31 protein-coding genes are annotated in these 24,681 nt (G+C 76.5%); 8 read left to right on the forward strand and 23 right to left on the reverse strand.

Annotation, left to right across the window (positions count from 1 at the left end; all coding sequences use genetic code 11):
* Positions 1-64: 64 nt before the first annotated feature.
* Genes PGB27_RS21760 through acsA form a run of 5 tightly spaced genes read right to left on the reverse strand, consistent with a single transcriptional unit; the run spans position 65 to position 5,545 of the window.
* Positions 65-328, reverse strand: coding sequence for a phosphopantetheine-binding protein (locus tag PGB27_RS21760; protein ID WP_274202511.1), 264 nt, complete (start codon positions 326-328; stop codon positions 65-67).
* Positions 325-1,764, reverse strand: a complete 1,440-nt coding sequence (locus PGB27_RS21765; RefSeq protein ID WP_274202512.1) for a dihydrolipoamide acetyltransferase family protein — start codon at positions 1,762-1,764, stop codon at positions 325-327. The genes PGB27_RS21760 and PGB27_RS21765 overlap by 4 nt, the downstream gene beginning before the upstream one ends.
* A 3-nt stretch (positions 1,765-1,767) precedes the next feature.
* Positions 1,768-2,742 carry an alpha-ketoacid dehydrogenase subunit beta gene (locus PGB27_RS21770; protein WP_274202667.1) on the reverse strand — a complete coding sequence of 325 codons (975 nt, stop codon included), beginning with the start codon at positions 2,740-2,742 and terminating at the stop codon, positions 1,768-1,770.
* 50 nt (positions 2,743-2,792) lie between these two features.
* On the reverse strand, positions 2,793-3,773 hold the full coding sequence (gene pdhA, locus PGB27_RS21775; protein WP_274202513.1) for a pyruvate dehydrogenase (acetyl-transferring) E1 component subunit alpha: 981 nt from the start codon (positions 3,771-3,773) through the stop codon (positions 2,793-2,795).
* Positions 3,770-5,545 (reverse strand): acetate--CoA ligase, encoded by a 1,776-nt coding sequence (gene acsA, locus PGB27_RS21780; protein ID WP_274202514.1) that lies wholly within the window; start codon positions 5,543-5,545, stop codon positions 3,770-3,772. Before acsA ends, pdhA begins: the two co-directional genes overlap by 4 nt.
* A gap of 163 nt (positions 5,546-5,708) precedes the next feature.
* On the opposite strand from acsA, the gene PGB27_RS21785 reads away from it, so the two are divergent.
* Entirely contained in the window at positions 5,709-6,002 is a 294-nt protein-coding gene (locus tag PGB27_RS21785; RefSeq protein ID WP_274202515.1) for a hypothetical protein, read from the forward strand.
* A 41-nt stretch (positions 6,003-6,043) separates the two neighbouring features.
* Here PGB27_RS21785 and PGB27_RS21790 read toward each other — a convergent pair whose 3' ends face one another.
* From PGB27_RS21790 to PGB27_RS21810, 5 genes are all read right to left on the reverse strand, one after another.
* The gene (locus PGB27_RS21790; protein ID WP_274202516.1) at positions 6,044-6,292 is read right to left on the reverse strand and encodes a hypothetical protein; all 249 of its coding nucleotides are present in this window, start codon (positions 6,290-6,292) and stop codon (positions 6,044-6,046) included.
* Positions 6,293-6,421: 129 nt separating this feature from the next.
* Positions 6,422-6,616 carry a hypothetical protein gene (locus PGB27_RS21795; protein WP_274202517.1) on the reverse strand — a complete coding sequence of 65 codons (195 nt, stop codon included), beginning with the start codon at positions 6,614-6,616 and terminating at the stop codon, positions 6,422-6,424.
* Positions 6,613-7,077 carry a universal stress protein gene (locus tag PGB27_RS21800; RefSeq protein WP_274202518.1) on the reverse strand — a complete coding sequence of 155 codons (465 nt, stop codon included), beginning with the start codon at positions 7,075-7,077 and terminating at the stop codon, positions 6,613-6,615. The genes PGB27_RS21795 and PGB27_RS21800 overlap by 4 nt, the downstream gene beginning before the upstream one ends.
* Positions 7,074-7,421, reverse strand: coding sequence for a hypothetical protein (locus PGB27_RS21805; RefSeq protein WP_274202519.1), 348 nt, complete (start codon positions 7,419-7,421; stop codon positions 7,074-7,076). Before PGB27_RS21805 ends, PGB27_RS21800 begins: the two co-directional genes overlap by 4 nt.
* A gap of 97 nt (positions 7,422-7,518) precedes the next feature.
* Complete coding sequence (locus PGB27_RS21810) at positions 7,519-7,920, reverse strand: avidin/streptavidin family protein (RefSeq protein WP_274202520.1); 402 nt, start codon at positions 7,918-7,920, stop codon at positions 7,519-7,521.
* Positions 7,921-8,160: 240 nt separating this feature from the next.
* Between PGB27_RS21810 and PGB27_RS21815 the strand changes: the two genes are divergently transcribed.
* Together PGB27_RS21815 and PGB27_RS21820 are read left to right on the forward strand one after the other, a co-directional pair.
* A complete protein-coding gene (locus tag PGB27_RS21815; protein WP_274202521.1) occupies positions 8,161-8,700 on the forward strand; it encodes an Hsp20 family protein in 540 nt (179 codons plus the stop codon).
* Positions 8,701-8,864: 164 nt separating this feature from the next.
* The gene (locus PGB27_RS21820; RefSeq protein WP_274202522.1) at positions 8,865-9,383 is read left to right on the forward strand and encodes a universal stress protein; all 519 of its coding nucleotides are present in this window, start codon (positions 8,865-8,867) and stop codon (positions 9,381-9,383) included.
* A gap of 62 nt (positions 9,384-9,445) precedes the next feature.
* Here PGB27_RS21820 and PGB27_RS21825 read toward each other — a convergent pair whose 3' ends face one another.
* From PGB27_RS21825 to PGB27_RS21860, 8 genes are all read right to left on the reverse strand, one after another.
* A complete protein-coding gene (locus PGB27_RS21825; protein WP_274202523.1) occupies positions 9,446-10,441 on the reverse strand; it encodes a universal stress protein in 996 nt (331 codons plus the stop codon).
* 52 nt (positions 10,442-10,493) lie between these two features.
* Positions 10,494-11,018: an HdeD family acid-resistance protein gene (locus PGB27_RS21830; RefSeq protein WP_274202524.1), complete on the reverse strand. Its 525-nt coding sequence runs from the start codon at positions 11,016-11,018 to the stop codon at positions 10,494-10,496.
* Positions 11,019-11,053: 35 nt separating this feature from the next.
* Positions 11,054-11,728 carry a hypothetical protein gene (locus tag PGB27_RS21835; RefSeq protein ID WP_274202525.1) on the reverse strand — a complete coding sequence of 225 codons (675 nt, stop codon included), beginning with the start codon at positions 11,726-11,728 and terminating at the stop codon, positions 11,054-11,056.
* A gap of 11 nt (positions 11,729-11,739) precedes the next feature.
* On the reverse strand, positions 11,740-12,237 hold the full coding sequence (locus PGB27_RS21840; RefSeq protein ID WP_274202526.1) for a nitroreductase/quinone reductase family protein: 498 nt from the start codon (positions 12,235-12,237) through the stop codon (positions 11,740-11,742).
* Entirely contained in the window at positions 12,234-12,428 is a 195-nt protein-coding gene (locus PGB27_RS21845) for a LiaI-LiaF-like domain-containing protein (RefSeq protein WP_274202527.1), read from the reverse strand. The genes PGB27_RS21840 and PGB27_RS21845 overlap by 4 nt, the downstream gene beginning before the upstream one ends.
* On the reverse strand, positions 12,418-13,053 hold the full coding sequence (locus PGB27_RS21850; RefSeq protein WP_274202528.1) for a hypothetical protein: 636 nt from the start codon (positions 13,051-13,053) through the stop codon (positions 12,418-12,420). Before PGB27_RS21850 ends, PGB27_RS21845 begins: the two co-directional genes overlap by 11 nt.
* Entirely contained in the window at positions 13,050-13,511 is a 462-nt protein-coding gene (locus PGB27_RS21855; protein WP_274202529.1) for a PspC domain-containing protein, read from the reverse strand. The genes PGB27_RS21850 and PGB27_RS21855 overlap by 4 nt, the downstream gene beginning before the upstream one ends.
* A gap of 230 nt (positions 13,512-13,741) precedes the next feature.
* Positions 13,742-14,173, reverse strand: coding sequence for a hypothetical protein (locus PGB27_RS21860; RefSeq protein WP_274202530.1), 432 nt, complete (start codon positions 14,171-14,173; stop codon positions 13,742-13,744).
* Between the two features lie 165 nt (positions 14,174-14,338).
* Between PGB27_RS21860 and PGB27_RS21865 the strand changes: the two genes are divergently transcribed.
* From PGB27_RS21865 to PGB27_RS21875, 3 genes are all read left to right on the forward strand, one after another.
* Positions 14,339-17,374, forward strand: a complete 3,036-nt coding sequence (locus PGB27_RS21865) for an AAA family ATPase (protein WP_274202531.1) — start codon at positions 14,339-14,341, stop codon at positions 17,372-17,374.
* Between the two features lie 126 nt (positions 17,375-17,500).
* Positions 17,501-17,773 (forward strand): hypothetical protein, encoded by a 273-nt coding sequence (locus PGB27_RS21870; protein WP_274202532.1) that lies wholly within the window; start codon positions 17,501-17,503, stop codon positions 17,771-17,773.
* Between the two features lie 76 nt (positions 17,774-17,849).
* On the forward strand, positions 17,850-18,326 hold the full coding sequence (locus PGB27_RS21875; protein ID WP_408630108.1) for a hypothetical protein: 477 nt from the start codon (positions 17,850-17,852) through the stop codon (positions 18,324-18,326).
* 42 nt (positions 18,327-18,368) lie between these two features.
* On the opposite strand, the gene PGB27_RS21880 is transcribed toward PGB27_RS21875, so the two are convergent.
* Positions 18,369-19,586, reverse strand: a complete 1,218-nt coding sequence (locus tag PGB27_RS21880) for a serine hydrolase domain-containing protein (RefSeq protein WP_274202533.1) — start codon at positions 19,584-19,586, stop codon at positions 18,369-18,371.
* A 285-nt stretch (positions 19,587-19,871) separates the two neighbouring features.
* On the opposite strand from PGB27_RS21880, the gene PGB27_RS21885 reads away from it, so the two are divergent.
* Positions 19,872-20,816, forward strand: coding sequence for a potassium channel family protein (locus PGB27_RS21885; RefSeq protein ID WP_274202534.1), 945 nt, complete (start codon positions 19,872-19,874; stop codon positions 20,814-20,816).
* Here PGB27_RS21885 and PGB27_RS21890 read toward each other — a convergent pair whose 3' ends face one another.
* Positions 20,817-21,791: an AraC family transcriptional regulator gene (locus PGB27_RS21890; protein WP_274202535.1), complete on the reverse strand. Its 975-nt coding sequence runs from the start codon at positions 21,789-21,791 to the stop codon at positions 20,817-20,819.
* A 349-nt stretch (positions 21,792-22,140) separates the two neighbouring features.
* Here PGB27_RS21890 and PGB27_RS21895 point away from each other — a divergent pair, with 349 nt between their 5' ends.
* Entirely contained in the window at positions 22,141-22,644 is a 504-nt protein-coding gene (locus PGB27_RS21895; RefSeq protein ID WP_274202536.1) for an ATP-binding protein, read from the forward strand.
* Positions 22,645-22,683: 39 nt separating this feature from the next.
* Here the strand turns inward: PGB27_RS21895 and PGB27_RS21900 are convergent, their stop codons facing one another.
* From PGB27_RS21900 to PGB27_RS21910, 3 genes are all read right to left on the reverse strand, one after another.
* Positions 22,684-23,421, reverse strand: a complete 738-nt coding sequence (locus PGB27_RS21900; RefSeq protein WP_274202537.1) for an anti-sigma factor — start codon at positions 23,419-23,421, stop codon at positions 22,684-22,686.
* Complete coding sequence (locus PGB27_RS21905; protein WP_274202538.1) at positions 23,402-24,031, reverse strand: RNA polymerase sigma factor; 630 nt, start codon at positions 24,029-24,031, stop codon at positions 23,402-23,404. Before PGB27_RS21905 ends, PGB27_RS21900 begins: the two co-directional genes overlap by 20 nt.
* 70 nt (positions 24,032-24,101) lie before the next feature.
* Entirely contained in the window at positions 24,102-24,671 is a 570-nt protein-coding gene (locus PGB27_RS21910; RefSeq protein ID WP_274202539.1) for a class F sortase, read from the reverse strand.
* Positions 24,672-24,681: the final 10 nt, after the last annotated feature.

The raw sequence follows: 24,681 nt of genomic DNA on the forward strand, positions 1-24,681 counted from the left end.
GGTCTCGTACGCCCGGCCGCCGTCCGCTCCGCCCGGGTCCGCAGGGCGTCCAGGGGGCCGATCATCAGCGGACGCCCGCGGCGGTGAGGAACGCGGCGGCGCTCGCGACCGTCCGCAGGCGGGGATAGTCGTCCTCGTCGATCCGCACCCCCGCCGTGCCGGACAGGTGCTCGACGAAGGCGAGGAAGTCCAGCGAGTCGAGCTCGAGGACGTCGCGGAAGTCGTCGGTGTCGCGCAGCGTATCGAGCTCGGGCCCGGGAGCGACGTGGGCCAGACCGTCGCGCACCAGCGTGCGGACGGCGTCGGTGGCCGGGTCGGCTGAGGTCATGACCACTCCTCGGGGTCGTGCAGGACGTCGTCGATCACGTGCAGGAAGCGGCCCCCGACGACGCCGTCGGTGGCGCGGTGGTCACCGGTGAGGGTGGCCGTGACGGTCGGGCGCACCCCGAGCAGATCGCCGTCGGCCCACGGCCGGCGGACGACCGCGCCGAGACCGACCAGCGCCACCTGTGGCGGGAAGATCCGCCCGTGGACCGTGTGGCCCCCCGTCTCGCCGAGGTCGGTGACCGTGATGCTGGCGTCGGCGGCGTCGGAGGACCGCAGCCGACCGGCGCGGGCGCGGGTGACGACGTCGCGCAGGGCCCTCATGAGGTCGGGGAGCGCCAGGGTGTCGGCGGCCGGGATGGTCGGCACGAGCAGACCGCCCTCGCGCAGCGAGACGACCACGCCCAGGTCGACCGACGCGGCACGCACGGCGGTCCCCTCCACCCAGTGGCCGTTGAGCTCGGGCACCCGGCGCGCCGCCTGCGCGACGGCGTGCAGCAGCAGCGCCGCGGGCACGATCCGCTCCGAGACGGGGGCGCTCCGGTTGCGTTCGCGCAGGTGGTCGAGGGCCGCGCCCAGCTCGAGGACGGCGTCGACGTGGTACTGGGGGATCTCGCGCAGTGAGCGGGTCATGCGCGCCGCGATGGCCGCGCGCATGCCGTCCGCGGCCACGCGCGCCGGGCGCGCCGACGCGGCGACCGGGGAGCTCGGCACCGGAGGGGGTCCGGCCGGCGGCGCGGCGGGGACGTCGCGTGCCCGGACCACGCCGTCCCGTCCCGGCTGCAGGTCCTCGATCGCCGCACCCCGCTCGGCGGCGAGGCGGCGGGCGTACGGCGTGATCCGCGGGCGGGGCGCCGTCGCCCCGGGTCCCGGCGGCCCCGGTGCCTCCGGCGGCTCCGGTGCCTCCGGCGGCTCCGGTGGTTCCGGCGGCTCCTGCGCGAGCGCCGCCAGGACGTCGGCACGGGTCACGGTGCCGTCGTGCCCGCTGCCCGGCAGGTCCGCGACGTCGAGCCCGTGCCGCTTGGCGAACTGGCGCACGGGCGGTGTCGCCCGGGGGTACGTCGAGGCCCCGGCCGGGACCGGTACGGCCTCGACAACCCCCGCATCGGCCGGGAGCTCCTCGACCGCTGGGGCCGTCGGTACCGCTGGGGCCGCAGGGACTGCTGGGACCGCCGGGACTGCTGGGACCGCCGGGACCGCTGCGACGTCCGCGGCGATCACGGCGAGCGGCGTCCCGACGGGGACCGTGGTGCCCACGGGCACGAGCAGGCGCTCGACGACACCGTCCTCGAAGCACTCGACGTCGATGACCGACTTCTCGGTCTCCACCGCGGCGACGAGATCGCCCCGGTGGACCCGGTCGCCCGGCGCCACCGACCACTCCACGAGCGTCCCGCTGTCCATGTCCGCCCCCAGCGAGGGCATGAGGAACTCGCCCACCCGTCACCCCACCGTCCGCCGCACCGCGGCGACGACGTCGTCGACGGCGGGCAGCGTCGCCCGTTCCAGGTGCGCGGCGTAGGGCACGGGCACCTCCGCGGAGCACACGCGCTCGGGCGGGGCATCGAGGTCGTAGAAGGCCTGCTCCGCGACGCGCGCGGCGACCTCCGCGGCGAGGCTCCCGCTGCGCCAGCCCTCGTCGACGACCACGAGCCGGTGGGTGCGGGCCACCGACGCGAGCACCGTGTCCTCGTCGAGCGGGCGCAGTGACCGCAGGTCGACGACCTCGGCGCTCGTCCCCTCCGCCGCGAGCCGCTCGGCGGCGGCGAGGGACGTGGGCAGCATGCCGCCGTAGGTCACGATCGAGACGTCCGTCCCGGCACGCCGCACGGCGGCCCCGTCGAGGGCGACCGGCCCGCCGTCGGCCTCCCCCTCGCTCGCGTAGAGACCGGCGTGCTCGAACAGGAGCACCGGGTCGGGGCTGGCCAGCGCCGGGGCGAGCATCCCCCGGGCGTCGGAGACCGTGGCCGGGGCGACGACGCGCAGGCCCGGGATGTGCGCGTACCACCCCTCGAGGCTGTGCGAGTGCTGGGCCGCGAGCTGGCGTCCCGCGCCGGTGGTCATCCGGATGACGAGCGGCACCGCGAGCTGGCCGCCCGACATGTGCGACAGGGTCGCGGCGTTGTTGAGGATCTGGTCGAGCGCGAGCAGGCTGAAGTTGACGGTCATGATCTCGACGATCGGCCGGCGCCCGCCCAGCGCCGCGCCGATGCCCGCGCCCACGAACGCCGACTCGGACAACGGCGTGTCCCGCACCCGCTCGGGGCCGAACTCCTCGAGCAGGCCCAGGCTGACCGCGAAGCAGCCGCCGTAGCGGCCCACGTCCTCGCCCATGAGGAACACCCGCTCGTCCTCGCGCAGCGCCTCCCGCAGCGCCTCCCGCAACGCCTCGCGGTAGGTCGTCCGGACGGGTCCGATCGTGCCCGTGGCGTCCACGTCCGCGTCCACGTCGGCGTCCACGTCGGCGCTCACGACGACACTCCGGACTGTTCCGCGTAGACGAACCGGGTGAGGTCCTCGACCGGTTCGACCGGTGCCGCCTCGGCGAGGGTCACGGCCTGGTCGATCTCCTCGTCGACCTCGGCGACGAGCCGGGTCCAGCCGGCCTCGTCGAGGTCGCCGTCGGCGAGCAGCAGGTCCCGCCAGCGATCCACCGGGTCCTGCTCCTTCCACCGCGTCACCTCGGCGCGGTCGCGGTAGCGGTCGGGGTCGTACATGGAGTGCGCCCGGAAGCGGTAGGTGCGCAGCTCGAGGAAGCAGGGGCCGCCGCCCGCGCGGACGGCGGTGACGGCGCGCTCGGCGGCGGCGGCCACGGCCTGGACGTCCATGCCGTCCACGGCCCACGCCGGCATGCCGTAGGCGGCGGCCCGCAGGGCGAGGTCGGTCTGGGCGTGCTCGCGCTCGAGGGCCGTGCCCATCGCGTAGCGGTTGTTCTCGCAGCAGAAGACCACGGGCAGGCGCCAGAGGGCCGCCAGGTTCAGGCACTCGTGGAACTCGCCCTCGGCCACGGCCCCGTCGCCGAAGAGGCACGCGGTCACCGCGGGGCGGCCGGCGAGGGCGTCGGCGAGGGCGAGGCCGACCGCGACCGGGAGCCCCCCGCCGACGATGGCGTTGCCGCCGTAGAAGCGACGGCCGGCGTCGAACAGGTGCATCGAGCCGCCACGACCCCGACTGCACCCGGTGACGCGGCCGAACATCTCGGCGAGGACGGACGACATCGGCACGCCGCGGGCCAGGGCGTGCCCGTGCTCGCGGTAGGTCGACACGACGGCGTCGCCGGCGTCGAGCGCCCCCAGCACACCGACGGCCACGGCCTCCTCGCCGATGCACAGGTGCATGAACCCGCGGATCCGCTCGGTGCTGTAGAGCTCGACGCAGCGTTCCTCGAAGCGCCGGATCCGCACCATCGCGCGCAGGAGGGCGAGCCGGGTCTCCACCGTCGCGGTCATGACGTCTCCACCGTCGACAGGTCGCCCTCGGGCAGGCCGAGCTCGCGCGCCTTGAGGAGCCGCCGCAGGATCTTCCCGCTGCGGGTGTGGGGCAGGTGCGGGTCGACGGTGAGCTCCTTCGGGGCGACGCTGCCGAGACGGCGGCGGGCGAACCCGAGCAGCTCGTCGTGCAGCGCCGCGTCCGGCTCCCAGCCGGGACGCAACGTGACGAAGGCCTTGACGAGCTCGCCCGCCACGGGGTCCGGCTTGCCGATGACGGCGGCCTCGGCCACCGCCGGGTGCGCCATCAGGACGCTCTCCACCTCGAACGGGCCCACGAGGTGCCCGGCGGTCTTGATGACGTCGTCGGCACGGCCGGCGAACCAGAACCAGCCGTCGGCGTCACGGCGCACGACGTCCCCGGTGAGGTACCAGCCGTCCGCGAACGACGCGGCGTAGCGCTCCTCCTGGTCCAGGTAGCCGCGGAAGAGCGAGGGCCACCCGACCCGCAACGCCAGCTCGCCGTCCGTCCCGGGGTCGACCACCTCGCGCACGCCGCCGTCCACCCGCAGCGCGCGGCCGTCGGGACCCCGCTCGAGCACTGCGGCCTCGATGCCCGGCAGCGGCCGTCCCATCGAGCCGGGCCGGATGTCCTCGGCGGCGAAGTTGCTGATCATGATGGCGCCGGTCTCGGTCTGCCACCAGTTGTCGTGCACCGGGGTGCCCAGGGCCTCGGCCGACCACCGGACGACCTCGGCGTTGAGGGGCTCCCCGACGCTGGCGACGTGGCGCAGCGCCGACAGGTCGTGGCGGGCGGCGGCGTCGGTGCCGTGCCGCAGGAGCATCCGCAGCGCGGTCGGGGCGGTGTACCAGACCGTGACGCGCTGGTCGGCCAGGACGCGGTACCACCGCTCGGCGTCGAAGTCGCCCTCGTCGACCAGCAGCGTCGCCCCGTGGGTGAGGGGCGCGACGATCCCGTACGAGGTGCCGGTGACCCAGCCGGGGTCGGCGGTGCACCAGAAGACGTCGTCCGCGCCGAGGTCCAGCGCCGCGGTCGCGGTCGCGTGGTGGGCGACCACCGCCTCGTGCACGTGGACGGCCCCCTTCGGCCGACCCGTCGTGCCGCTGGTGAAGTGCAGCAGCGCCGTGTCCTCCGGGTCCGTGGGCGGGATCGCGAACGCGTCGTCGGCGGCCTCCAGCAGGTGTGCCAGCGAGGAGAAGCCCTCGTCGCCGTCGTCGGGGCCCGCCGCGGGATCGCCGGTGAGCAGCACGTGGCGCAGCGCCGGGAGGCCGTCGCGCACCGGCCGGACCCGGCGCTCGTAGAGGCGCGGCGTCGTCACCAGGACGCAGCCCTCCCCGAGTCGCAGACGCTCGGCGACCGGTTCCGGCCCGAAGGCCGAGAACAGCGGCGAGAGCACGCACCCGGCCTTCAGGGTCCCCAGCGCGGCCACGTAGAGGTCGAGCGTGCGGGGCAACAGCGTGAACACCCGCTCCCCGCGTGTCACCCCGAGCATGCCCAGGGCGTTCGCGAAACGGCTGGTGCGGCGCCGGAGGTCCGCGTAGGTGATGTCGGTGGTCGCCCCGTCCCGTCCCAGGATCCGCAGCGCGACGGCGGTCCCCCGCGTCTCCGCGTGCCGGTCGACCGCCTCGTGCGCGATGTTGAGACCGCGCCCGTCCGGGAGGCCGCTCATCTGCGCGCGGGCCTCGGCCCAGGAGAAGGTCCGGCACGCGGCCGCGTAGTCGGGCATCCGCGCGCCGCGGCGCACCGGGTCCGGCTTGACGATCGTCTCCATGCCTCCCCCTCCCCCGGCCCGCCGGCGGGCGGGCCTGCCGGGACCCTCACGCCGAGCGGGCGCCGCCGTCAGGGACGAAGGGCCCGAGGGGCGCCGTCAGCGGGCCCTGTCGTGCCCCGGACCGGCGCCCGACGCTCGGCACGACGGAGCCGGAGGAGGAGTGATGGACGAGGGCGTGACGGGGGCGGCGGGCGGCCGCGGGGACGGGCCGGAGCGCCGGCCGGAGGACGTCGAGGAGACCGCGCGGGCGGTGCTCGCCCGCCTGGAGGAACTGGTCACCGTGGCGCGCCGCATCGACGCGCGCCTGCAGCGGCGGGAGGGTCCCGTGTGGGTCCCGGCCGACCGCGACCCGCTACCCGAGGAGCTGGGGATCGGACGCCCGCGCCGCGCGGTCCTGACACGGACCGTCACCGAGGCCGGGCGCCGCGAGGCCGCCGAGCGAGCAGGGGCGACCTGACGCTCGGGGGCCGGCTCGCGGTCGGGTACCCCGTGCGGACCTCAGGCCGTCGAGCGCAGACGCTGGCGCGCGAGCCGTTCGAGCAGCTCGGGAAGGGCACCGGGCGGCACCGCGTCGAGCTCGCGACGGCACCGGAGCACCGTCGCCGACACCACGGCGACGTGCCGCCCGGGGAACTCCGCGACGAGCCGCGTGATGGTGTGCGGGACGGTGTCGTCGTCACCGCCGGTGTCGGCCGGTCCGGCCTCACCGGCCGGGCTCGAGGGGGGGAGCGACGATGGAGCAGACATCGGGACCTGTTCGTGTCGGGGTCTCGGCACCGAGGGCCGTCTCGGGCCCGCGGGTCGGTGTTCGGCGACCCTGACGCGCTCGGGACCCACCCGGCAGGGCCGAACGTCCCGAGCCGGGCATCGTGACCCTCAGGCCGCGGACACGTCGACGATCTCGCGGGGCTCGGTGCGCCCCTGGCGCCGGCCGTCGCCGACCGCCGGCGGCAGGGGCGCACCGACGCCGCCCTGCCCGGGCGGGAGTCGGCGGTCGAGCACGTCGAGCAGGAGCGCCAGGACCATGAGTGCCGGCGGGAGCACCACCGGGACCCAGAGCAGGGTGGTCACGGGACGACGGGCTCCGGATCGGGCGCATCCGCGCCCACGACGGCCACGGGACACCGGGCGCGGCGTGCGCACCCGGCGGCGACCGACGTCAGGCGCCCGCGGCGCGTGCCGTGCCCCACGACGAGCTGCGCGGCGCCGGCGGACTCCCGCACGAGCACGTCGACGGGGCGCCCGGGCAGGGCGCGGATCGCGATCGGGACCGGGGGCCGGTCACCGAGCACCTCGCCGACGAACGCCCGCAGCGTCGCCTGCTCCGCGGCCCGGACCCCGCACGGGTCGGGGACGGGGAGCAGGTCGCCTCCGGGCAGCGAGGCGAGCGCGCCCCAGAAGTAGCCGACGGCGTCGTAGGCGGTCACGACGGTCACCCGGTCCTCGCTCGCCGAGGCCCGGCGCACCGCCTCGAGGAGGGCTCGCCGCGAGCTCGTCGAGCCGTTGACGCCGCAGACGATGCCGCCGGTCATCGCCGGCCCGCCGAGGGCATCGGAGCGGGCACCCCGCTCGGCCGGGGCTCCCAGTGACGGAAGGCGGCGTACCCGCACCCCGCCGCCACCGCGACCGGCCAGCTCACCAGACCGGTGACCGCGAGCGCGGCGACGCCGAGGTAGACCGGGACCGGGTTCGTCGGCAGGCGGTCGCGGACCCGGCCGACCATCGCCGCGCCCCGGCGCAGCTCGCGGTCGAGGACCTCGCCGACCCGGACGCCGCCGGGACTCCCGGTCGCCGGGCCGGCCGGGGTCTCCTCCGGCGGGCCGGCCTCCGGCGGGCCGGCCTGCCGCGTGGTCCCGGACTCCTCTGCTGTGGTCATGCGTCGATGCTCGGAGGCCGCCGCGCGCCGGACGAGGGCCGTTGGTCCCCCGGACAGGGGCGGACCTGCCCGGCGCCGAGACGCGGCGGGGGCATCGTCACCGCGCGGCGTCGGCCGACGCACCCGCCCGCGGTTGCGCTGCCACGTCCAGACGGACGAACAGATCCTGCCCCACGCGCGTGGAGCACCACCCGGTGTGCTCCGCGCCCTCCGCGGTCAGCAGCCAGGTGGCGTGGAGCAGGTCGGCGTCGGCGTCGTAGCGGCCGCACCACGTCGTCACCGAGTGGGCGTTGCCGAGCTCGTTGTTCCACACGACCGTCCACCCCACCGCTGCGTGGGCGTCCGCGGGCGGTGCCGGGTCGAAGCGCCCGGCCAGCGGGTAGCGCCCGGCGGCCCGTCCGACGTGCGACTCGTAGACACCGGTCAGCAGCCCCTCGGGCGACGCGACCAACGTCATCGTCGCGCCGAGCTCGTTGCGCCAGGCGCCTCCCGGTCCCATCAGCTCCTCCTCGTGGCCACCGTCCGCGCAGATCCGAGGACCCACGCGCCCCCGGCGACGGTGGGCCGCGCCGGGACGACCCCGTCAGGGTCGAAGGGCCCGGCGTCGGCGGGGACACCGTCGGCGGCCGCGGTCCCCTCGGCCGCCGAGCTCCGGGTCCACCGGCCCTGCCGAACAGGCGCGCGGCGTGGCGGGCTGGTGCCCCGGGTCCGACACCCGAGCCGCCCACGGAGGAGCACCATGTCCACCACGAGCCGAGCACGACGGACCGCGCCCGAGGAGCCCGACGGGCAGGAGCCGACCCCCACGACCGCACCGACGGACGGCGAGGACACCGCGACGACGCCGAGCGGCGTCACCGGTCTCCTCTCCCGCGGCGCCCGCGCCGTCGTCGACACGCTGGGCGCGCCCGTCGCCGACAGCCTGCTCGGCCGTCACCCGCGCTCGACCTCGATCACGACCGACGAGCGGGTCGAGGAGGGCGCCCTGGTCATCGAGGCGGAGCTGCCCGGCTTCAGCCCCGACGCCATCACCGTCGCCGCGGAGGACGGGGAGCTGCTCCTGCGGGCGGAGCGCGAGATCGAGCCGGGACACGGCCGGCTGCGGCGCCGCGAACGGCGGACGGGCGTCTTCACCCGCGACCTCGCCCTGCCGCCGGGCACCGACCCGACGACGATCACCGCGACCTACGCCGACGGGGTGCTCACCGTCCGCGTCCCCCTGCCCGAGCCGCCGGCGTCCGCCCGACGCGTCGAGATCCCCGTCCGGCACCGCCGCTGACCAGCGCGGGAGGACGGGCGACCGACCGCTCCCACCGCCCAAGCGGGACCACCAGCGGGACCACCAGCGGGACCTCCGGCCCTGAGCACGGCGCCGTCGATCGCCGATCGTCGCGGGCGACGGCCGCGCACCTCGTGCGGGCGCGATGCGAGAGGAGCACCTCCATGTCCACCTCGGCCGAGCCCCGTCCCGCCCCCGACGCGCCGCAGGACGGGCGCGGCCGCGTGGTCGTCGGCGTCGACGGCTCCCCCGGCTCCCGCGCCGCGCTGCGGGCCGCGATCCTCGCCGCCGACATCCGCGGGGATGCTGTCCAGGTGGTCACCGCCCCGCTGTCCGCGGCCGAGATCGGGGCCTGGGGCACCGGGGCGTGGCCCGCCGTGCCGCTGCCCGACCCCGACCAGATCCTCGCGTCGGCGCAGCACGCGGCACGGGAGATGGTCGACGACCTGCTCGCCGAGCTCCACGGCCGGCTGCGATCGGCACCCGACATCGAGGTGCGGGCGGTGGTGGGCGAGCCCGGCCGGGTGCTCGTCGAGGCTGCGCGCGGCGCGGACCGGTTGGTCGTCGGTCACCGCGGACGGGGAGCGGTGGGCAGCCTGGTGCTGGGCTCGGTCGGCCTGCACTGCCTGGCCCACCCGCCCTGTCCGGTGACGATCGTCCCGTCACCCGACGGCGGAGGCTGAGCGACGGCCGCCGGCACCGTCGGGGGCGACCCCGGCGGTGCCGGCGCCCCGGGCACGCCCGCTCAGCGGGCGACGGCGACGTCCCCCCGATCCGGCGCCGACCGCGGTCGAGGGATCGTCGTCCGCAGCGCCGCGGGGCCGGGCACCGCGGTGACGGGACAGGGTGCGGTCCGCACCAGTCGCAGCAGCGAGGACGGCGACCAGACGCCGGTCCGCGGGACGACCAGCTCGTCGGCGTCGAGGTCGCGGGCGGCCCCGAGGACGGCCCGCGCCGGCTCCTGGGGCCACCCGAGGACGTCGACGGTGACGCCGCGACCCGCGCCGTCCCGGCGGAGGCCCTGGACCGCGGGTGTCACCACGGCCAGCGTCGACTCGCGGGCGGCGCGCACCTGCTCGTCGACCGTGGGCGAGGGCAGGTAACCGCGGGGCCAGTCCCCCCGGACGGGCAGCGGGTGGAAGCCCGCCACCACGGTCACGCGATCCCCGTCCCGGCTCTGCTGCAGCACCTCCCCCACCGTCGTCGCCACGATCTCCGGGACCGAGGCGGCCGTCGAGCCCGCCGTCGGGTCGACGCCGACCACGACGTGCCGGGCGCCGTCGCCCCGGAGGGACGGACCCACCACCGTGACGGGGCCCGGCGCGCCGCGGAGCAGCGCCGCGACCGTCCGCCCCCGACGGGCGGGCCGACCCACGACGACGGCCGCACCGCCGCGCGCCGCGGCGAGGAGCACGTCGGCGGCGCGACCCGGGCGCCGGGACAGGGACACCGGCGGCGCCGCAGGGGCCCCGACGACCTCCGCCGCCCGCGCGGCGAGCCGCCCCAGGGCGGCCAGCTCGGCGTCCGCCAGGGCCCGGTCGGTCCCGGCCGAGCAGCCGGCCACGTTCTGCTCGACCGCACTGCGGACCGCCCGGACCACGTGGACGGCCCCGCCCGCCCGGGCCGCGCTCGCGACCGCCCAGCGCAGGGCGGACCAGGACGCGTCGTCGTCGGCGAGACCGACCACGACGTCGGGGGGAGCCGGCGCTCCCGGCTCCCCCGTCTCGTGCCTGCCGGACATCCTCGCCTCCTTCGGCGACGGCACCGTGATCACGAGGCGTCGGTCGGGGCGGTCACGCGGCCGGCCGCAGCCGGCCGGCGACGAGGATCGTCGCGCCCTCGATCAGGACCTGGACACCGAGCAGGAGCCCCAGCAGGGACGGCACCGCGATCGTGAGGTTGAACAGCACGATCAGGCCCAGGGCGATCGACAGGATGCCGCTGACGATCAGGACCACGCGGGCCGCGGGCACCTGCGTCGCGGCGAAGAGTCGGGTCAGCCCGACGGCCAGGAAGAGCGCGCCGGCCAGCAGCGTGAGGCCCGCGGCGCCCGCGAGCGGGTCACGCACCATGATCACGCCGAGGACGATGAGCACGGCCCCGCCGAGCGCGGCCGACCACGACACGCCCGACTCGCGGCGGACGAACGCCCCGACGACGGTGACCACACCCGACCCGATCGCGATCCATCCGAGGAACAGGACGGACAGGAAGGTCGCGATCACCGCGTTGCCCAGCACGAACAACCCGGCCAGCAGCAGCAGGATCCCGAGCACCACGTCCCACCCGGTCCTGCGTCGTTCCATGACGGTCGCCATGGTCGTGCTCCTTCCACCTCGAGGAGCAGCCAGCGTCATCCCGCCCGTCCACCGCCGACAGGGGTCCCAGGTCCCGGAGGTGGCGGGGCGATCGTCCCGCCGGGCAGGAGCCGGACCAGTCCGATCCCGGTGACCGTCGCCATCACCAGGGCCATGAGCGCGCCGGCCCCGAGGCCCACCAGGACCGTCACCGCCATCGACTGCCCCGGCCGCCAGAGCGGGGTGGCCACGGCGAGGAAGGTCGCGAGCCCGAGCAGCCACCCCAGTGCCGTGACGCCGACCCAGCGCGCGGCGTGGTCGACGTGGCGCCGGAGCTCCAGCCACTGGGCGCCGCCGATGCTCACGAGGACGAGGACGCCCACGACCCCGAGGAGCAGGCCGCGCAGGACGGCGGGCCAGCCGGCGGTGACCGGGGCGGTCGCCGAGGGCATGAGGCCGAGGGCGTAGGCCGCCGTCGCGGCGCCCGCGGTGAGGCCGACCCAGCGGGAGACCGAGAGGCCGGGCAGGCGGCGCCGCAGGACCCCGGCCTGGCCCGCGCCCAGCACGGCGCCCTCCAGCGCGCCCGCGGCGAGCAGCGCCGGGAACGAGACCGCCACCGGAGCGTCGACGGTCCCGGCCCCGACCACGGCCGGCAGCGCGAAGCCGGCCAGCTCGGCGAGCGCGACCACCGGGATCCATCGCGACAGCAGCGCCCCGTCCTCGCGGTCCATCGTCTCCCCGCTCAGGTCGGCGCCTCGTCGCGGGCCCGGTCGTCCGCGGGCACCAGCCGGACGAGCGGGATCGGGCGATCGGTGCGCCGCGGGTAGCGGGCGTAGTCCGGGGCCGCGTGCAGCACGCGTGGCCACCATGCGGCCGCCTCGTCGCGGGTCATCGGCACGGCGCGGACCGGCACCGTGCGGCCCTCGACCTCCACGACCGCGCGGGGGTCGTCGAGCAGGTTGAGGTACCAGGCCGGGTGGGTGGGCAACCCGCTGTTGGCCGCCACGACGACCATGTCGGCGCCGTCGGGGAAGTACTGGACCACCACGGTGCGCGGCCGTCCCGAGCGCCGGCCGCGCGTCGTCAGCACGAGCGCCCGCCGGCGCCACAGCCGGACGATCCGGCCCCGTGTGCGTCGCAACAGCCACGCGCCCGGGCGCGCCGAGTGCCGGTCCACGAGGTGCTCGAGGCGGGTCCGGAGACCGATCCGGGGCATCGCCTCCGGCACGCCGCCGGTCACCGGGTGTCCGCGCGACCGCGTCCTGCGGTCGCCACCAGGGCGGCACCGGCCACGACGAGCAGCAGGGGGACGACCACCGACCAGGACACGGCCACCACGCCCAGCTCCTGGAGCAGCAGGATGATCCCCGCGAGGAGGAAGCCGATCCCGGCCGCCGCGGCGACCGGATCGGGCACGCGCTCACTGCTCATGGAGCACCTCCACCTCGCCGAGGGCGACGTCGACGGCGACGTCGACGGGCGCCACGCCCGGTGCGGCCCACCGAGCGTGGATGCCGTCGTCGACCCGGACGCCGTCGACGACGACCGCGCCGGTGACGACCTCGACGTCGGCCCGCACCGCCGCGGACCGCGGGAGCACCAGGACGACCCGCCCGGCGCCCACCGACACGTCGAGGCGGCCCGACGGCGGCAGCGGGTGCCGGGTCAGGTCGACCGTCGCGGTGCCGGCGGCGAGCCGGACCTCGACGGGCCACTGACCGCTGGTCGGGGCGACGACCTGGTCGCCGACCGGGCCCGCGAAGCGCTCGACTTCCACCCCGACCGCGACCGCCGCGACGAGCAGGACCGCGCCGAGCCCGACGAGACCGTGGCGGGGCCATCCGCCGGCCGCGGCGAGCACGAGCGCCGCACCGGTGAGCACCAGCGCCGCGGCCGGGAACAGCCGCCACGGCACCGGCACGCCGGCCGCGTCGAGCAGCCACGCGACGCCGACGGCGACGGCGAGCGCACCGGTGACCAGCCGGCCGATGCGCCAGCGACGGGCCGGCGGGGCGGGCGCGGGTGTCGGGGGGCTGACCGTCGACACCGTGCTCACCGCCGGCTCGACAGGACGACGAACACGCCGACGGCGATCACGACCAGTGGCCAGAACACCGCGCCGTCGAACCACGGCACGAGGGCGCGGACGAACAGGAGCACACCGAACGCGACCAGCGCGACCCCGGCCACGACGGCGACGGTGTGCCGCTCCGCGGGCGGCAGCCCTTCGGCCGGCTCGTCCTCGCCCGCCTCGGGGATCACGATCCAGGCCACGACGTAGGCGAGGACGCCGACGCCGGCCGAGAGCGTCAGGACGACGGCGACGATGCGGACCAGGACCGGGTCGACACCGAGGTACTGGCCCAGCCCACCGCAGACGCCACCGAGGACGCGGTCACGCCGGCTGCGCCGCACCCGGGGGGCGCGGCGTTCGGCGGTCGGCTCCGGCGGCTCGGGCGTGGTGGCACCGGGGGCGGGCTCGCGGTCGACGGCGGGCGGTCGGGGATCGTCCATGACGGGCCTCTCGAGGGGTCGGCGCGGGACGGGTGCGCCCCTCGGCGTGGAGCGCGGTCGTCGGCGGCGGTCAGGCGGCGAGACGTCCTGACGCTGCCTCTCCGCTGCCCCCGCGCACGAGGGGCGAAGGCCCTGACCACCGGCCCGGACGGGGGTACGGGCCGGGGACCAACGGCCCGCCTCCCACCCGGCCGGCACGACGGTCGCCGCCCGGTCGACGTCGCGGGGCCTCAGGACAGGACGATGCCGTCCCGGCCCGCCAGGTGCCGGCGCAGGACCGAGCGCACGATGGCCCGGTCGGCCCACACGGTGAGGACGCCGCCCCGGCCGCGGAACGCACGGGTGCCGGCGAGCATCGCCTCGCACGACCGGTGACCGACGAAGTCGACGTCGTCGAGGGCGATCTCGAGGCGGTCCACGGCGGGGTCGGAGGTCGCCAGGGCCAGGACCTGCTGGAGCAGCCGGGCGGTGAAGAAGCTCAGCGAGCCGCCGACGCGCAACCTCCGGGCGCCCGCCTCATCGTCCAGGCCGTCGAGACCCTCGCCGCCGTCGACCACCTCGACACCGCCGAGCTCCCCACGTACCCACGCCGCGAGCTCGGGCAGGGCCTCCACCTCCCCGCGGAACAGCACCAGCGCCTCGGTGTCCACCACCGTCGTCACCGCGTCCCCCCGCCTGCCCCCCGCTCCGCCCGGCCGTGACCGGAGCGACCCGTCGCGACGAGTGTCGGCCGGTCCGCCCGGTGGCGACACCGTGTGACGTACGGATCCCGGAGAGCACGCCTCCGTGCGGTTCACGGACAGGACCGTCGATGCCACCATCACCAGGTGGGTTCACCCGGCGGGCCACGGTCGCTGACACGTCGGGAGCAGGAGGTCCTCGCCCACGTCACCGACCGGCTGACCAACACCGAGATCGCGCACACCCTCGTGCTGTCCCGGCGCACGGTCGAGAGCCACGTGTCGTCCCTGCTGGCGAAGCTGGGTGCGGCGGACCGGTCCGAGCTCGTGGCGTCCGGGGCGAGGATGCGGCTGGACGGCGCCCTCCCCGCCCCGGACGCGGGTCCGTCCGAGGCCCTCCCGGACGGGCCCTCGCTCGCCGGCCGTGACCACGAGAGGGACGTGCTGCGGCGGGCGCTCGACAGGGCGGTGGCCGGCCGGGGCTCGCTGGTCCTGCTCGCGGGCGAGCCCGGCATCGGCAAGACGAGACTGGTCGAGGAGATCTCCACGGAGGCGGCACGCCGCGGCGCCCTGGTCCTCGTCGGTCAGGCCCGCGAGCGCGGCGACCTCCCGCCCTACGGCCCGGTGGCCGTGGCCCTCGAGCGCGCGCTCGAGGAAGGGGAGCTACCGGACGATCTGGGCCCGGTGCTCGCCGGGACGGCCCCGGGGGTGGCCCGCGCGGTCCCGGCGCTCGGACGCGCCTTCCCGGCGGTCGGGGCGGGCCCCGACCTGCCCCTGGACCGGGTCCGCCGGGAGGTCCACCTCGGGGTGACGACGATCCTGGAGCGGTTGGCGCGCCCCCGGGTGGTGCTGCTGGCGATCGAGGACCTGCACTGGGCCGACGAGGCCACCCTCGCGCTCCTCGAGCACCTGGCGGAGCGCGTGACCGAGATCCCGGTGCTGGTGGTGGGCACCCATCGCGACGCCGACGCCGATCTCTGGCCACGGCTCGTGCCGTTCCTCGACCACCTCGTCCGTGGCCGCCTCGTCGACCGGCTCCAGCTGGCCCCCCTGGATCAGGAGGGCGTGGCGGCGATGCTGCGCGCCCTCACCGGTCTCGAGCCACCACCGGCGCTGGTCCACCAGCTGCACGCCGACACGACGGGGAACCCGCTCTTCGTCCGGGAGCTGATCCGGTTCCTCGTCGACGAGGGCCGCCTGGTCGCGGTGGACGGCGGACTCCTCGACGAGGTGGCCCGGGGCCGCGACGAAGTCCCCGGCTCGCTGCGGTTGATCATCCGGCACCGGCTCGACCAGCTCGACACCGCCACGGTGCGGGTCCTGCAGGTCGCCGCGGTCCTCGGACAGACCTTCGACGTCACGGTGCTGAGCGCGGTCCTCGCGGAGCGGACCGGTCCCGTGACACCGGCGCTCGACGAGCACCAGGTCGTCGACGCCGTGGAGGAGTCACTGCGGGCGGGCCTGCTCGTCGAACCGCGCGGCGCCGGCGTCCGCGACCTCATGGAGTTCCACCACGCCCTCGTCCACGCGACACTGCTGAGCACGCTCTCGGCGCCACGCCGCCGCCAGTGGCACCTCCACGTCGCCGAGGCGCTCGCGCGGATGGACCCGGACGACGCGGGCGGGCGCGCCCCCGAGATCGTCGGTCACCTCCTCGCCGCCGGTGACCGGGCCGACCGCGCCGTGCTGGCCCGTGCCTCGCTGGAGGCCGGACGGTCCGCCCTGGCCGCCGCGGCGTTCGTCGACGCCGAGCTCCACCTCGAGCGGGCCGAGCGGCTCGCTGCCCAGGGCGACGCGAGGGTGCACGCTCCTGCCCTCGAGGCCCTCGCGATGGTCCGCTACGCCCGCGGCCGGATCGACGAGGCGCTCACCTGTTGGACCGCGGCGCTCGACGGCTACGAGGCGGTCGGCGACGAGGAGTCCGTGGGCCGGCTGTGCGTGGCGCTGGGCTTCCCCCTGACCTACGCCGCGCGCACCGAGGAGGCGCTCGCGCTGTCGCGTCGTGGCCTGGACGCCCTCGGCGACCGCCCCAGCGTGGACCGGGCCCGCCTGCTCGCCCGCGTCGGGCTCATCAGCGTCTACGGGGGCGACGTGGCCGCCGGCGAGGACGCGCTGGGCAAGGCACGGGAGCTCGCCGACGAGTTCGGCGAGGACCCGGCCCTCGCTCCCCTGCACGGGGACAGCGCGGCGGCCTGCCACGCCACCCTCCGGATCGCCGACGCCGTGGAGGCCGGGTGGCGCGGCGCCCGCATCGCGCGCCGTGGACGCGACGACTGGACGAGAGCGGACATCCTGTGGCCGCTGGCCTGGGACCTCGCCTGTCTGGGCCGCCTGGACGAGGCCGTGCGGGTCGGCGAGGAGCTCGAGGTCGTCGCGGGACGGGTGGAGAACTGGGCCGCGATCGCCTGCGAGCGTCGTGGGCGAGCGATCACGCGCTTCTTCGCCACCGGCGACCTCGAGGCCTACGCCGCCTTCGCGCGCGACGACGTGGCCCTGCTCGACGCTCGGTTCGGCGGCGCGTGGACGGGCACCGGGTACGCCTTCCTCGGGCACGCGGAGCTCCTGCGGGGTCGGTGGGACGAGGCGCTGCAGCACGCAGCCCGCGGTCCGATCGGCACCGAGCCGAGCCTCGCCGGGTCCTGCTGGGGCATGGAGATGCTCGTCCGCGCCTACCGGGGCGAGCGCGAGGCGGTGCACGCCGTGCTCGGCGAGCACCGCGACGACCTGCCCGAGCCGGGTCAGCCGGCCTCCGGCGGCGCCTGGGCACTGCTGCTCGCCGCGGTCGAGTCGCTCGTCGTCCTCGGCGAACCCGCCGAGCCGGCCGCCTGGTACCCGCTGACCGTCGAGGCCCTCGGCGTCGCTCGGGCCCACACCACCAACTTCGCGCCGATGGTCCTGCTCGAGCGGATCGCCGGGATCGCCGCGAGCGCCGCAGGCCGGCACACCGAGGCCGAGGCCCACCTGCGGCGCGCGATGCACCAGGCCGACACCACCCCCCACCAGGTCGAGCGCCACGAGACCCGCCGGTTCCTCGCCGCGGCTCTCGTGGCCCGTGACCGCCCCGGGGACCGAGAAGCCGCCGCCGACCTGCTCGCCCGGGCCGTCGAGGGCTACGAGCGCCTCGGCATGCCCCGACACCGCGACCTCGCCCGCCACGCCCTGGTCGGGAACGGCTGCGGCTGACCCCGGCGCCGGGCAGAGGGACCCCGCACAGCGGGACCTCTGGCACTCCTCCGCGCCGGCGTGCCCACCTAGATTTGGCCCAACCAGGTTGGGCACGACGCCATGCCTGCGACCGAGAGGGAGCCCGTGGCCGACGACGAGGACGACGCCCGCCGCAGCGATCACCGCATCGCCGAGACCGTGCTGCGACGACTGCAGGTCCTCGATCACCCGCGGCGCTGGCAGGCGCACGTCGAGCACGGTCATCTCGTCCTCTGCGACGACTTCGACGACCCCGTCCAGCAGCACCTGGCGTCGATCATCGCCATCGCGGTGCCAGGAGTGTCGTCGATCGAGACCCACCTACGGAGCACGTGTCCCCATCACCACCGCGGGCGGCTCGCCGGCCCCGCACACTGACCGCCCGGGGTGGACTCCGGATCGGCGTCGTCCCGACGGCGCGGACTCGTGCGGCCGGATCGCTAGAGTGATGGGGGTGGTCGGCACCGATGAGCTCCCGGTGTCGTCCCACGTCGCGGCAGCGATCGTCGACCTCTTCGTCTACGTGGTCGTGCTGAACCTGTTCGTGGAGTACCTCCCCGCCGTGATCAGCGAGACCTTCACCCTGTCGATCCTGACCGCGCTGCTGCTCAAGGGCGTGCTCGAGCTCGTCGTGGCCGCCAAGAAGCGGGTCCGGTCGTGGTTCACCACGGCGACGGGAGCGGTCGGCAAGGCGCTGGCCGCGCTGGCGCTGTGGGCCGTGCTGTTCGGGAGCAAGTTCGTCGTCCTCGAGGTGGTGCACCTCGTCTTCGGCGACGCCGTCGCGCTCGGCGGCTTCTTCTCGGTGACGCTGCTGATCGTCGTGCTGATGCTCAGCCGTGCCGCCGTCAGACGCCTGGTGGTCCCGGGGGCTCCTCGGGGGCGTGGTCGACCGCGGGCAGCACGAGGACGCGCCCCCCGCGGGCGGCGGTGACGACGATCGCGCCCGCGCGGTGAACCTCCGGCCGGCGCAGCCCTACACGCGGGCGAGCACCGTCCCCAGCGCGGCGCGCAGGGCCAGGTCCCGGGGGTCGCCCTGCAGCCGCGTGCCCATCCGGTCGGTGACGTAGCCGTACCCCAGCCGCCGTGCGGGGTCGGCGAACCCCATCGAGCCGCCCGCCCCCGGCGCCCCGAACGCGGCCTCCGACCCGAAGGGGAACTCGTCGCTGGGCTTCATGAAGCCGAGCGAGAACCGCGCCGGCCCGTGGAGACACTCGTCGTACCAGCCCCGGCGCGCGGGGGTCGGCGGGGCCGCGAGGGCCTCCAGCGTCTCCGCGCGCAGACCGAGCGGACCGCCGGGGGCGGCGAGGGCGCCGTAGATCGTGGCCAGGGCCCGGGCGGTGGCCACGGCACCCCCGGACGGGACCTCGAGCTCGCGGACGACCACGTGCTCGGGGTCGACGTAGAAGCCGGTGCCGGGGTTGGCCACCAGCGAGCGGTGCAGCACCGAGCGCCGTCGCGCCGCGTCGATCGTCAGCCGCAGCGGCATGCCCGTCAGACGCCGCCACACCGGCGGCGGGACCAGGGCGGCGAGCCGTTCGTCGGGCACCGACGTCGGCGTCCCCACGTAGACCTCCTGCGCCACGCCCACGGGGCCGGCGACGTCCTCGGTGAGCACCCGCCCGATGGTCCGGTGGCCGGGGTCGACACGTCGCACCAGCTCGTTCTCGTAGAAGCCCAGCGTGATCGCGTGGTACGCCTGCCGCTCCCCGGGCGGCCAGGCGGGCCGCTGGCGTTCCATGACCCCCGCCAGACGGTCCAGGTCGGCCACGACCTCCCGGTCGACCCGCTCGTCGAAGGCGAACAGCCCGGCCTGGTGCGCGAGCAGCGTGCGCACGGTGATGTCCTGCTTGCCCGCCCGAGCGAACCCCGGCCAGTACGCGGCGACCCGCTCGTCGTGGTCGAGCAGACCACGGGAGTGCAGCAGCGCGAGCACCGCGGCCGCGAGGCCCTTGGTGGTGGAGTGGACCAGGGTCATGGTGTCCGCACGCCACGGCGCACCGCTCGCCCGGTCCCGCACACCGCCCCACAGGTCGACGACCACCTCACCGTCGACGACCACGCACACCGCCCCGCCCAGCTCCCCGCGGTCGGTGAAGTTCGCGACGAACGCATCGCGCACCCCCTCGAAGCCCGCGGCCACCGTCCCCTCGACCGTGCCGTGCCGCGCCCGCCGTCCGGTCACCTGGCCCATCCGCGATCTCCTCCCCCGCTGTCTCGGCTGCGTCGGTGCGCCCCGCGCGGCACCCGGGGCGCAGCGCCCGGCGGGCCGAGGGTGAGCGGAGGGCGCCGACGGTGGGAGGGCCGGACGACCCGGGCCGCCCGACCGTGGGGTCCCGTGTCCCGGACGCGGCCCGTCGGCGGGCGGCCGGCACGGACCGGACGTCGCCGGTGCCCGGGCCGTTGGTCCGTGTCCGCCCCGCCCCGGACACCGGAGGATGATCGGCGTGACCCCTCCGCACCTCCCGCCGGGTGTGCGGTGAACGCCGCGGGCGCCGTGCTCAGCTCGGCCGTCGGCGTGGCGTTGATCGCGAGCGCGCTGTTCGACGTGCTCGCCACCCTGTTCTCGCACCCGCGGCGGCACTCGCCGAGCCGGGCCCTGATCAGCGCGACGTGGTCGGCGTGCCACCACCTGCCCGGGACGCGGACACTGGCCCTCGCCGGGCCCCTCTCGTTCCTCGTGGTCGTCGCGAGCTGGGCAGTGTTCCTCGGATGCGGCTGGGCACTGGTGTACTGGCCCTGGATGCCCGAGGGCTTCCTGCACGCCGCGGAGCTCGACGCGGCCGGCACCGACCTGCTCGACGCCCTCTACTTCTCCCTGGTCACGCTGAGCACGCTGGGCTACGGCGACGTCTCCCCCGCCCACGGGCTGCTCCGCGTGGCCGCCCCGCTGGAGTCCCTGCTCGGGCTCGGGCTGCTGACCGCGAGCGTGTCCTGGCTCCTGTCGATCTTCCCCGTGCTCTCCCGACGACGGGCCCTCGCCTACGAGATCCGCCTGCTGGAGGAGGTCGAGGCCGACTCCGCCGACCCCGGCCCGCCGTCGCCGCTGCCCCCGAGCGTCTACGCCGACCTGACCTCACGACTGGTGGCCTGCGAGCGGGACCTGGTCACCTTCCCCATCACCTACTACTTCCACGACGAGGACGCCCGCTTCGCGCTGCCGGCCGTGATGGAGCACCTGCTGGACATCGCGGAACGGGCCCGCCGGCAGAGCACCTCCACCGACGCCCACTTCCACGGCGGGCTGCTCCTGCGCGCGATCGACGACTTCGCCGCCGGCGTCGTCGTCCGCTTCCGGCTCCCGGCCGGCGCCACCACCCGGGACGTGCTCCGCGCCTACGCGCACGACCACGCCGTCGGACCGGCCGCGCCCGGCGGCGCCCGACGCACCTCGGGTCACGGAGCCGGCACGCGCCGAGGCTGATCAGCGCCGCAGGGTGGTGGCGGGGGCTTCGCCGAAACGGCGGTGGTGGTCGGCGGCGAAGCGACCGGGGTGCGGGAACCCCCAGCGGGCGGCGATCGCGGAGACGGTGGCGCCGGTGGCGGGGTCGGCGCGGCGCAGCTCGTGGTGGGCGCGCTCGAGACGGACCTCGCGGAGGTGACGCAGCGGGGTGGTGTCGCGATGGCGGGCGAACGCCCGTTGGAGGCCGCGGGAGCTGGTGCCCGCGGCGGCAGCGATGTCGGTCAGACCGATCGGTCGGTCGGCGTTCTCGTCGATGAACGCCAGCGCGCGGCGCAGGCAGGCCGGCTCCACGGCGTCACCTCCCCCGCGCCCGTCGCGGTCGTGGGTGGTGTTCGGGAAGGTGGCGAGGACAGCGCCGGCCAGGACGCGGAAGGCGTGGTCGCGGGTCAGGGCGCTCTGCAGGGCACCGGCCTGGTCGAGCAGGGTCCGTTTGACCGTGGACGCCACCGCGGCGAGGTGGCGTCCCAGTGCCGGGCTGACGGGGCGCATGCCGGTGAAGCCCACGGCGTGGGGGGCGAGACCGCTGAGCTCGGCCCCGACCCGCTGCACGCCCTCGAGGTCGAGGGTGCCGGTCACGCCACCCAGGTCGCTCCAGCCCACGTCGTACCCGCTGCGCGTCGGGGCGAGGACCACGCCGCTGTCGACCTCGTCGCGACCGCAGCGGAAGAGGGCCCGGCCCGTCAACGGCACGGCGAACATCACCGCGTTCAACGGCTCGACCGAGGCGGTGGCCCGGAGGCCCAGGTACACCTGCTCCAGGCTCCAGGGACCGGAGTGGGCATCGACGACGTCGGAGGCCAACCGGAACGCGAAGTCCTCCCCGTCGCGCGCGAACTCCGCCCGCACCTCGGCGTACTGGGCGCCGAGGGCCTCCATCCCCTCGTCGATGTCCGTGGTGGCGAACCGGATCCGCCGCACGGGGTCGGGAGCGCTCATCGAGGGTCCGGCCATGGTCGTCACCGCCAAGGGGTTCGGGGTGTGGGCCAGGGGCCGGGGTCCCTCGGTGGCGAGGGCAGCTCACCCGTCGCCCGCGGACAGCGTGGCAGAGGATCCGCGCCGCGACACCTCCGGCCGCACGACGTCAACCGCTGTTGCCGGGCCCCACCGGCGGCGTGATCGTCGTGGGTGGCCGCCGACCGCGTGCTCCCCGGCTCCCGGGCTCCGGCTCGGGGGGTCGACTCCGGAGTGGAGCCCGCTCCACCCCGCCGTCGGCCCACCGCCCTGGCCGGTTGACGCACACAGCCGGCCAGGGTCTCCCTCTGCCCCGCCCGGAGGACACCCCCCGTTGCCCGAGCACAGCTCCCCCGGTCCGCCGCCGAGGTGGCCCACCGAGCCGGACGGGTCGGTCGCCGGCGGGTCCCCGTCACCCGCAGCCCGCAGCCTGTACTGCGCCACGACCGCCACGACCGGTCACGCCCGTCGTACCCGACGGACCCTGCGTGGCTGGGTCGATGCCCTCGACCTCGCGCAGGAGCTCGCCGAGGACCTCGTCCTGGCCGTGCACGAGGCCCTCACCAACGTCGTCGACCACGCCTACCTCGGGCGGACGCCGGGGCCCATGACCCTCCTCGCCCAGTGCGCGGGTGCGGGCATCACCGTCACGGTCAGCGATCGCGGGCACTGGCGCACGGAGGGTTCGGCGCCCGAGGACCGCCGGGGCCGCGGCCTGCCGCTCATCCGCGCCCTCGCCCCGACCGTCACCTTCGACATCCACCCCTCGGGGACGGCGGTCCACATCCACCACCCGAGTCCCGGGCACGACGACGCACCCGCGTCCCGCTGCGGCTGAGCCGCGGCCACCGGCGTACTCCGCCGGCGCGGCGCCGGCTCAGGCGGTGTGGGCGAGGCTGACGCCGGAGTGCCCCGGGTCGGAGCCGACCGGCTCCAGCGAGACGTCGAGGGGCGGCATGCCGCCCTCGGGCGGCCGAGGGAGATCGCCCGTCCAGTGCACGCGCCCGTCGAGCGGTCGCAGGGTGCCGAGGGAGCGCGGGGTACTCGCGCTCATGTCCCAGACCTCGAGGTCGGTCCCGGGTGGCACGGGCTGCGCCAGGACCACGTCCACGTGCATGGTGTCCGGCCCGTCGACGACCTCGGCCGTCACCCCGGGCCGGGCCGCCACGAGCGCGACGGCGACCGGGGCGGGCGGGGCGGGCCGATCGGGCGGGGTGGTGACGACGACGGCGGCGACGACGGCCGCGGCCGCGACGAGCGCCGCGACACCGGCACCGACCAGCCGCCGCCCGCGGGATCCGGGACGGCGCCCGCCGGCCGCCGGCCACGACTGGGCTGCGCCCACGGGCTCGCGGACGGCGCCGGCGTCCGGGACGTCCGGGGCGTCCGGGGCGTCCGGGCCCAGGCGGGCGAGGACGCCCTCCCACACCTCGGGCCGGGGCGGGGGCGCGGCGTCGAGGGCCATGGCGTCGCGGGCCCGGCCGACGGTGCGGCGGAGTCCGTCGACCTCCGCGGTGCAGCGCGCGCAGGTGGTGAGGTGGGCGGCGACCTCGGGATCGGTGGGCACGCCCGGCAGCGCGGCGTCGGTGAGCTGGTCAGCCGTCGGGTGCGGCACCGTCGGCCTCCCACCGTCGTCGCAACCTCGCCAGTCCCCGGCGCACGTGGCTCTTGACCGTGCCGAGCGGGAGCCCGGTGGCCGCCGCGACCTGCTGATGGGTGAGCTCGTCGAGCACCACCAGGCGCAGTACCCGCGCCTGGTCGGCGGGTAACTGGGCGAGCTCGTCGGCCACGACCAGGGTCTCCACGACCTCGTCGGCCAGCGGCGCCCCGGCGCCCTCGAGGTCGCGCAGGGCACCCTCGGCCTCGGCGACGTCGCCGAGCGCCCCGGGCCACGCCTCGCGTCCGCGGGCGCCGAGACGGTCGGCGACGCGACGGCGCAGAATGCCCGCCAGCCACGCCCCGAGGACCCCGCGATCGGGATCGAACCCCGCCCTCCCGCGCCACGCGTCCGCGAAGACCTGCTGCGTGACGTCCTCGGCGTCGTGGGTGGAGCCCAGACTCCGGCGGGCGCTGCCGAGGACCCACCCGCCGTGGCGGTCGTAGGCCTCGCGCAGCGCGGCCGGCTCGCCGCCGGCGAGCGCCCGGCCGATGCGGTCGTCGTCGGACACGGGGCCGGCCGGAGCGGGGACGGACGCGCGCGGTGAGGGCGCGATCCCGTCGCTCACCGCACACTCCTCACCCGTTCGTGATGACCCGGGACGAATCGGTCGAAACTTCGCGTCGGTCAGCCTGTCGTCATGCGGGCTCCGCGTACACCACGAGGTTGTCACGGTAGCTCCGGGCGTCGGTGTCGAAGGGTCCGTCGCAGGTGACGAGCACCAGGCGGGGCGGGCCGGTCTCCCGGAACAGGTCCGCGAGCGGCACCGCGTCCTTGGGGTAGGTGCGGACCTCCCGGACCCGGTGCACGATCGGGCCGCCCGGACCGTCGACAGAGATCTCGTCGCCGGGCCCCATCCGGGACAGATCGGCGAAGGCACCCTCGCCCTGGACGCGGTCGTCCACGTGGCTGGCCAGCACAGCCGAGCCGGACGCGGCGCCGGGGAGCGGCCCGAAGCGGTACCAGCCGACCTCGGCGACGTTCTCGGGCACGGCCATGAGCCCGTCGTTTGTGACGCCGACCGGCACCACCGCCGCGTCGAGGCCGACGGACGCCGCGCGGACACGGACCGGCTCGCCGGTCGACACCGCCGGGGCCACCGGAGCCGACGGCTCGGCGACCGGAGCGGCCGCGACGACGGGTGCCGGGGGCGGCGTGGCGGGCCGCGCGTCGGGGAGCCCGGCCCAGACCGGGCTGGTCGCCAGCACGAGGCCGATG

It is taken from the genome of Actinomycetospora lemnae (genome assembly GCF_028737315.1).
Lineage (GTDB): Bacteria > Actinomycetota > Actinomycetes > Mycobacteriales > Pseudonocardiaceae > Actinomycetospora > Actinomycetospora lemnae.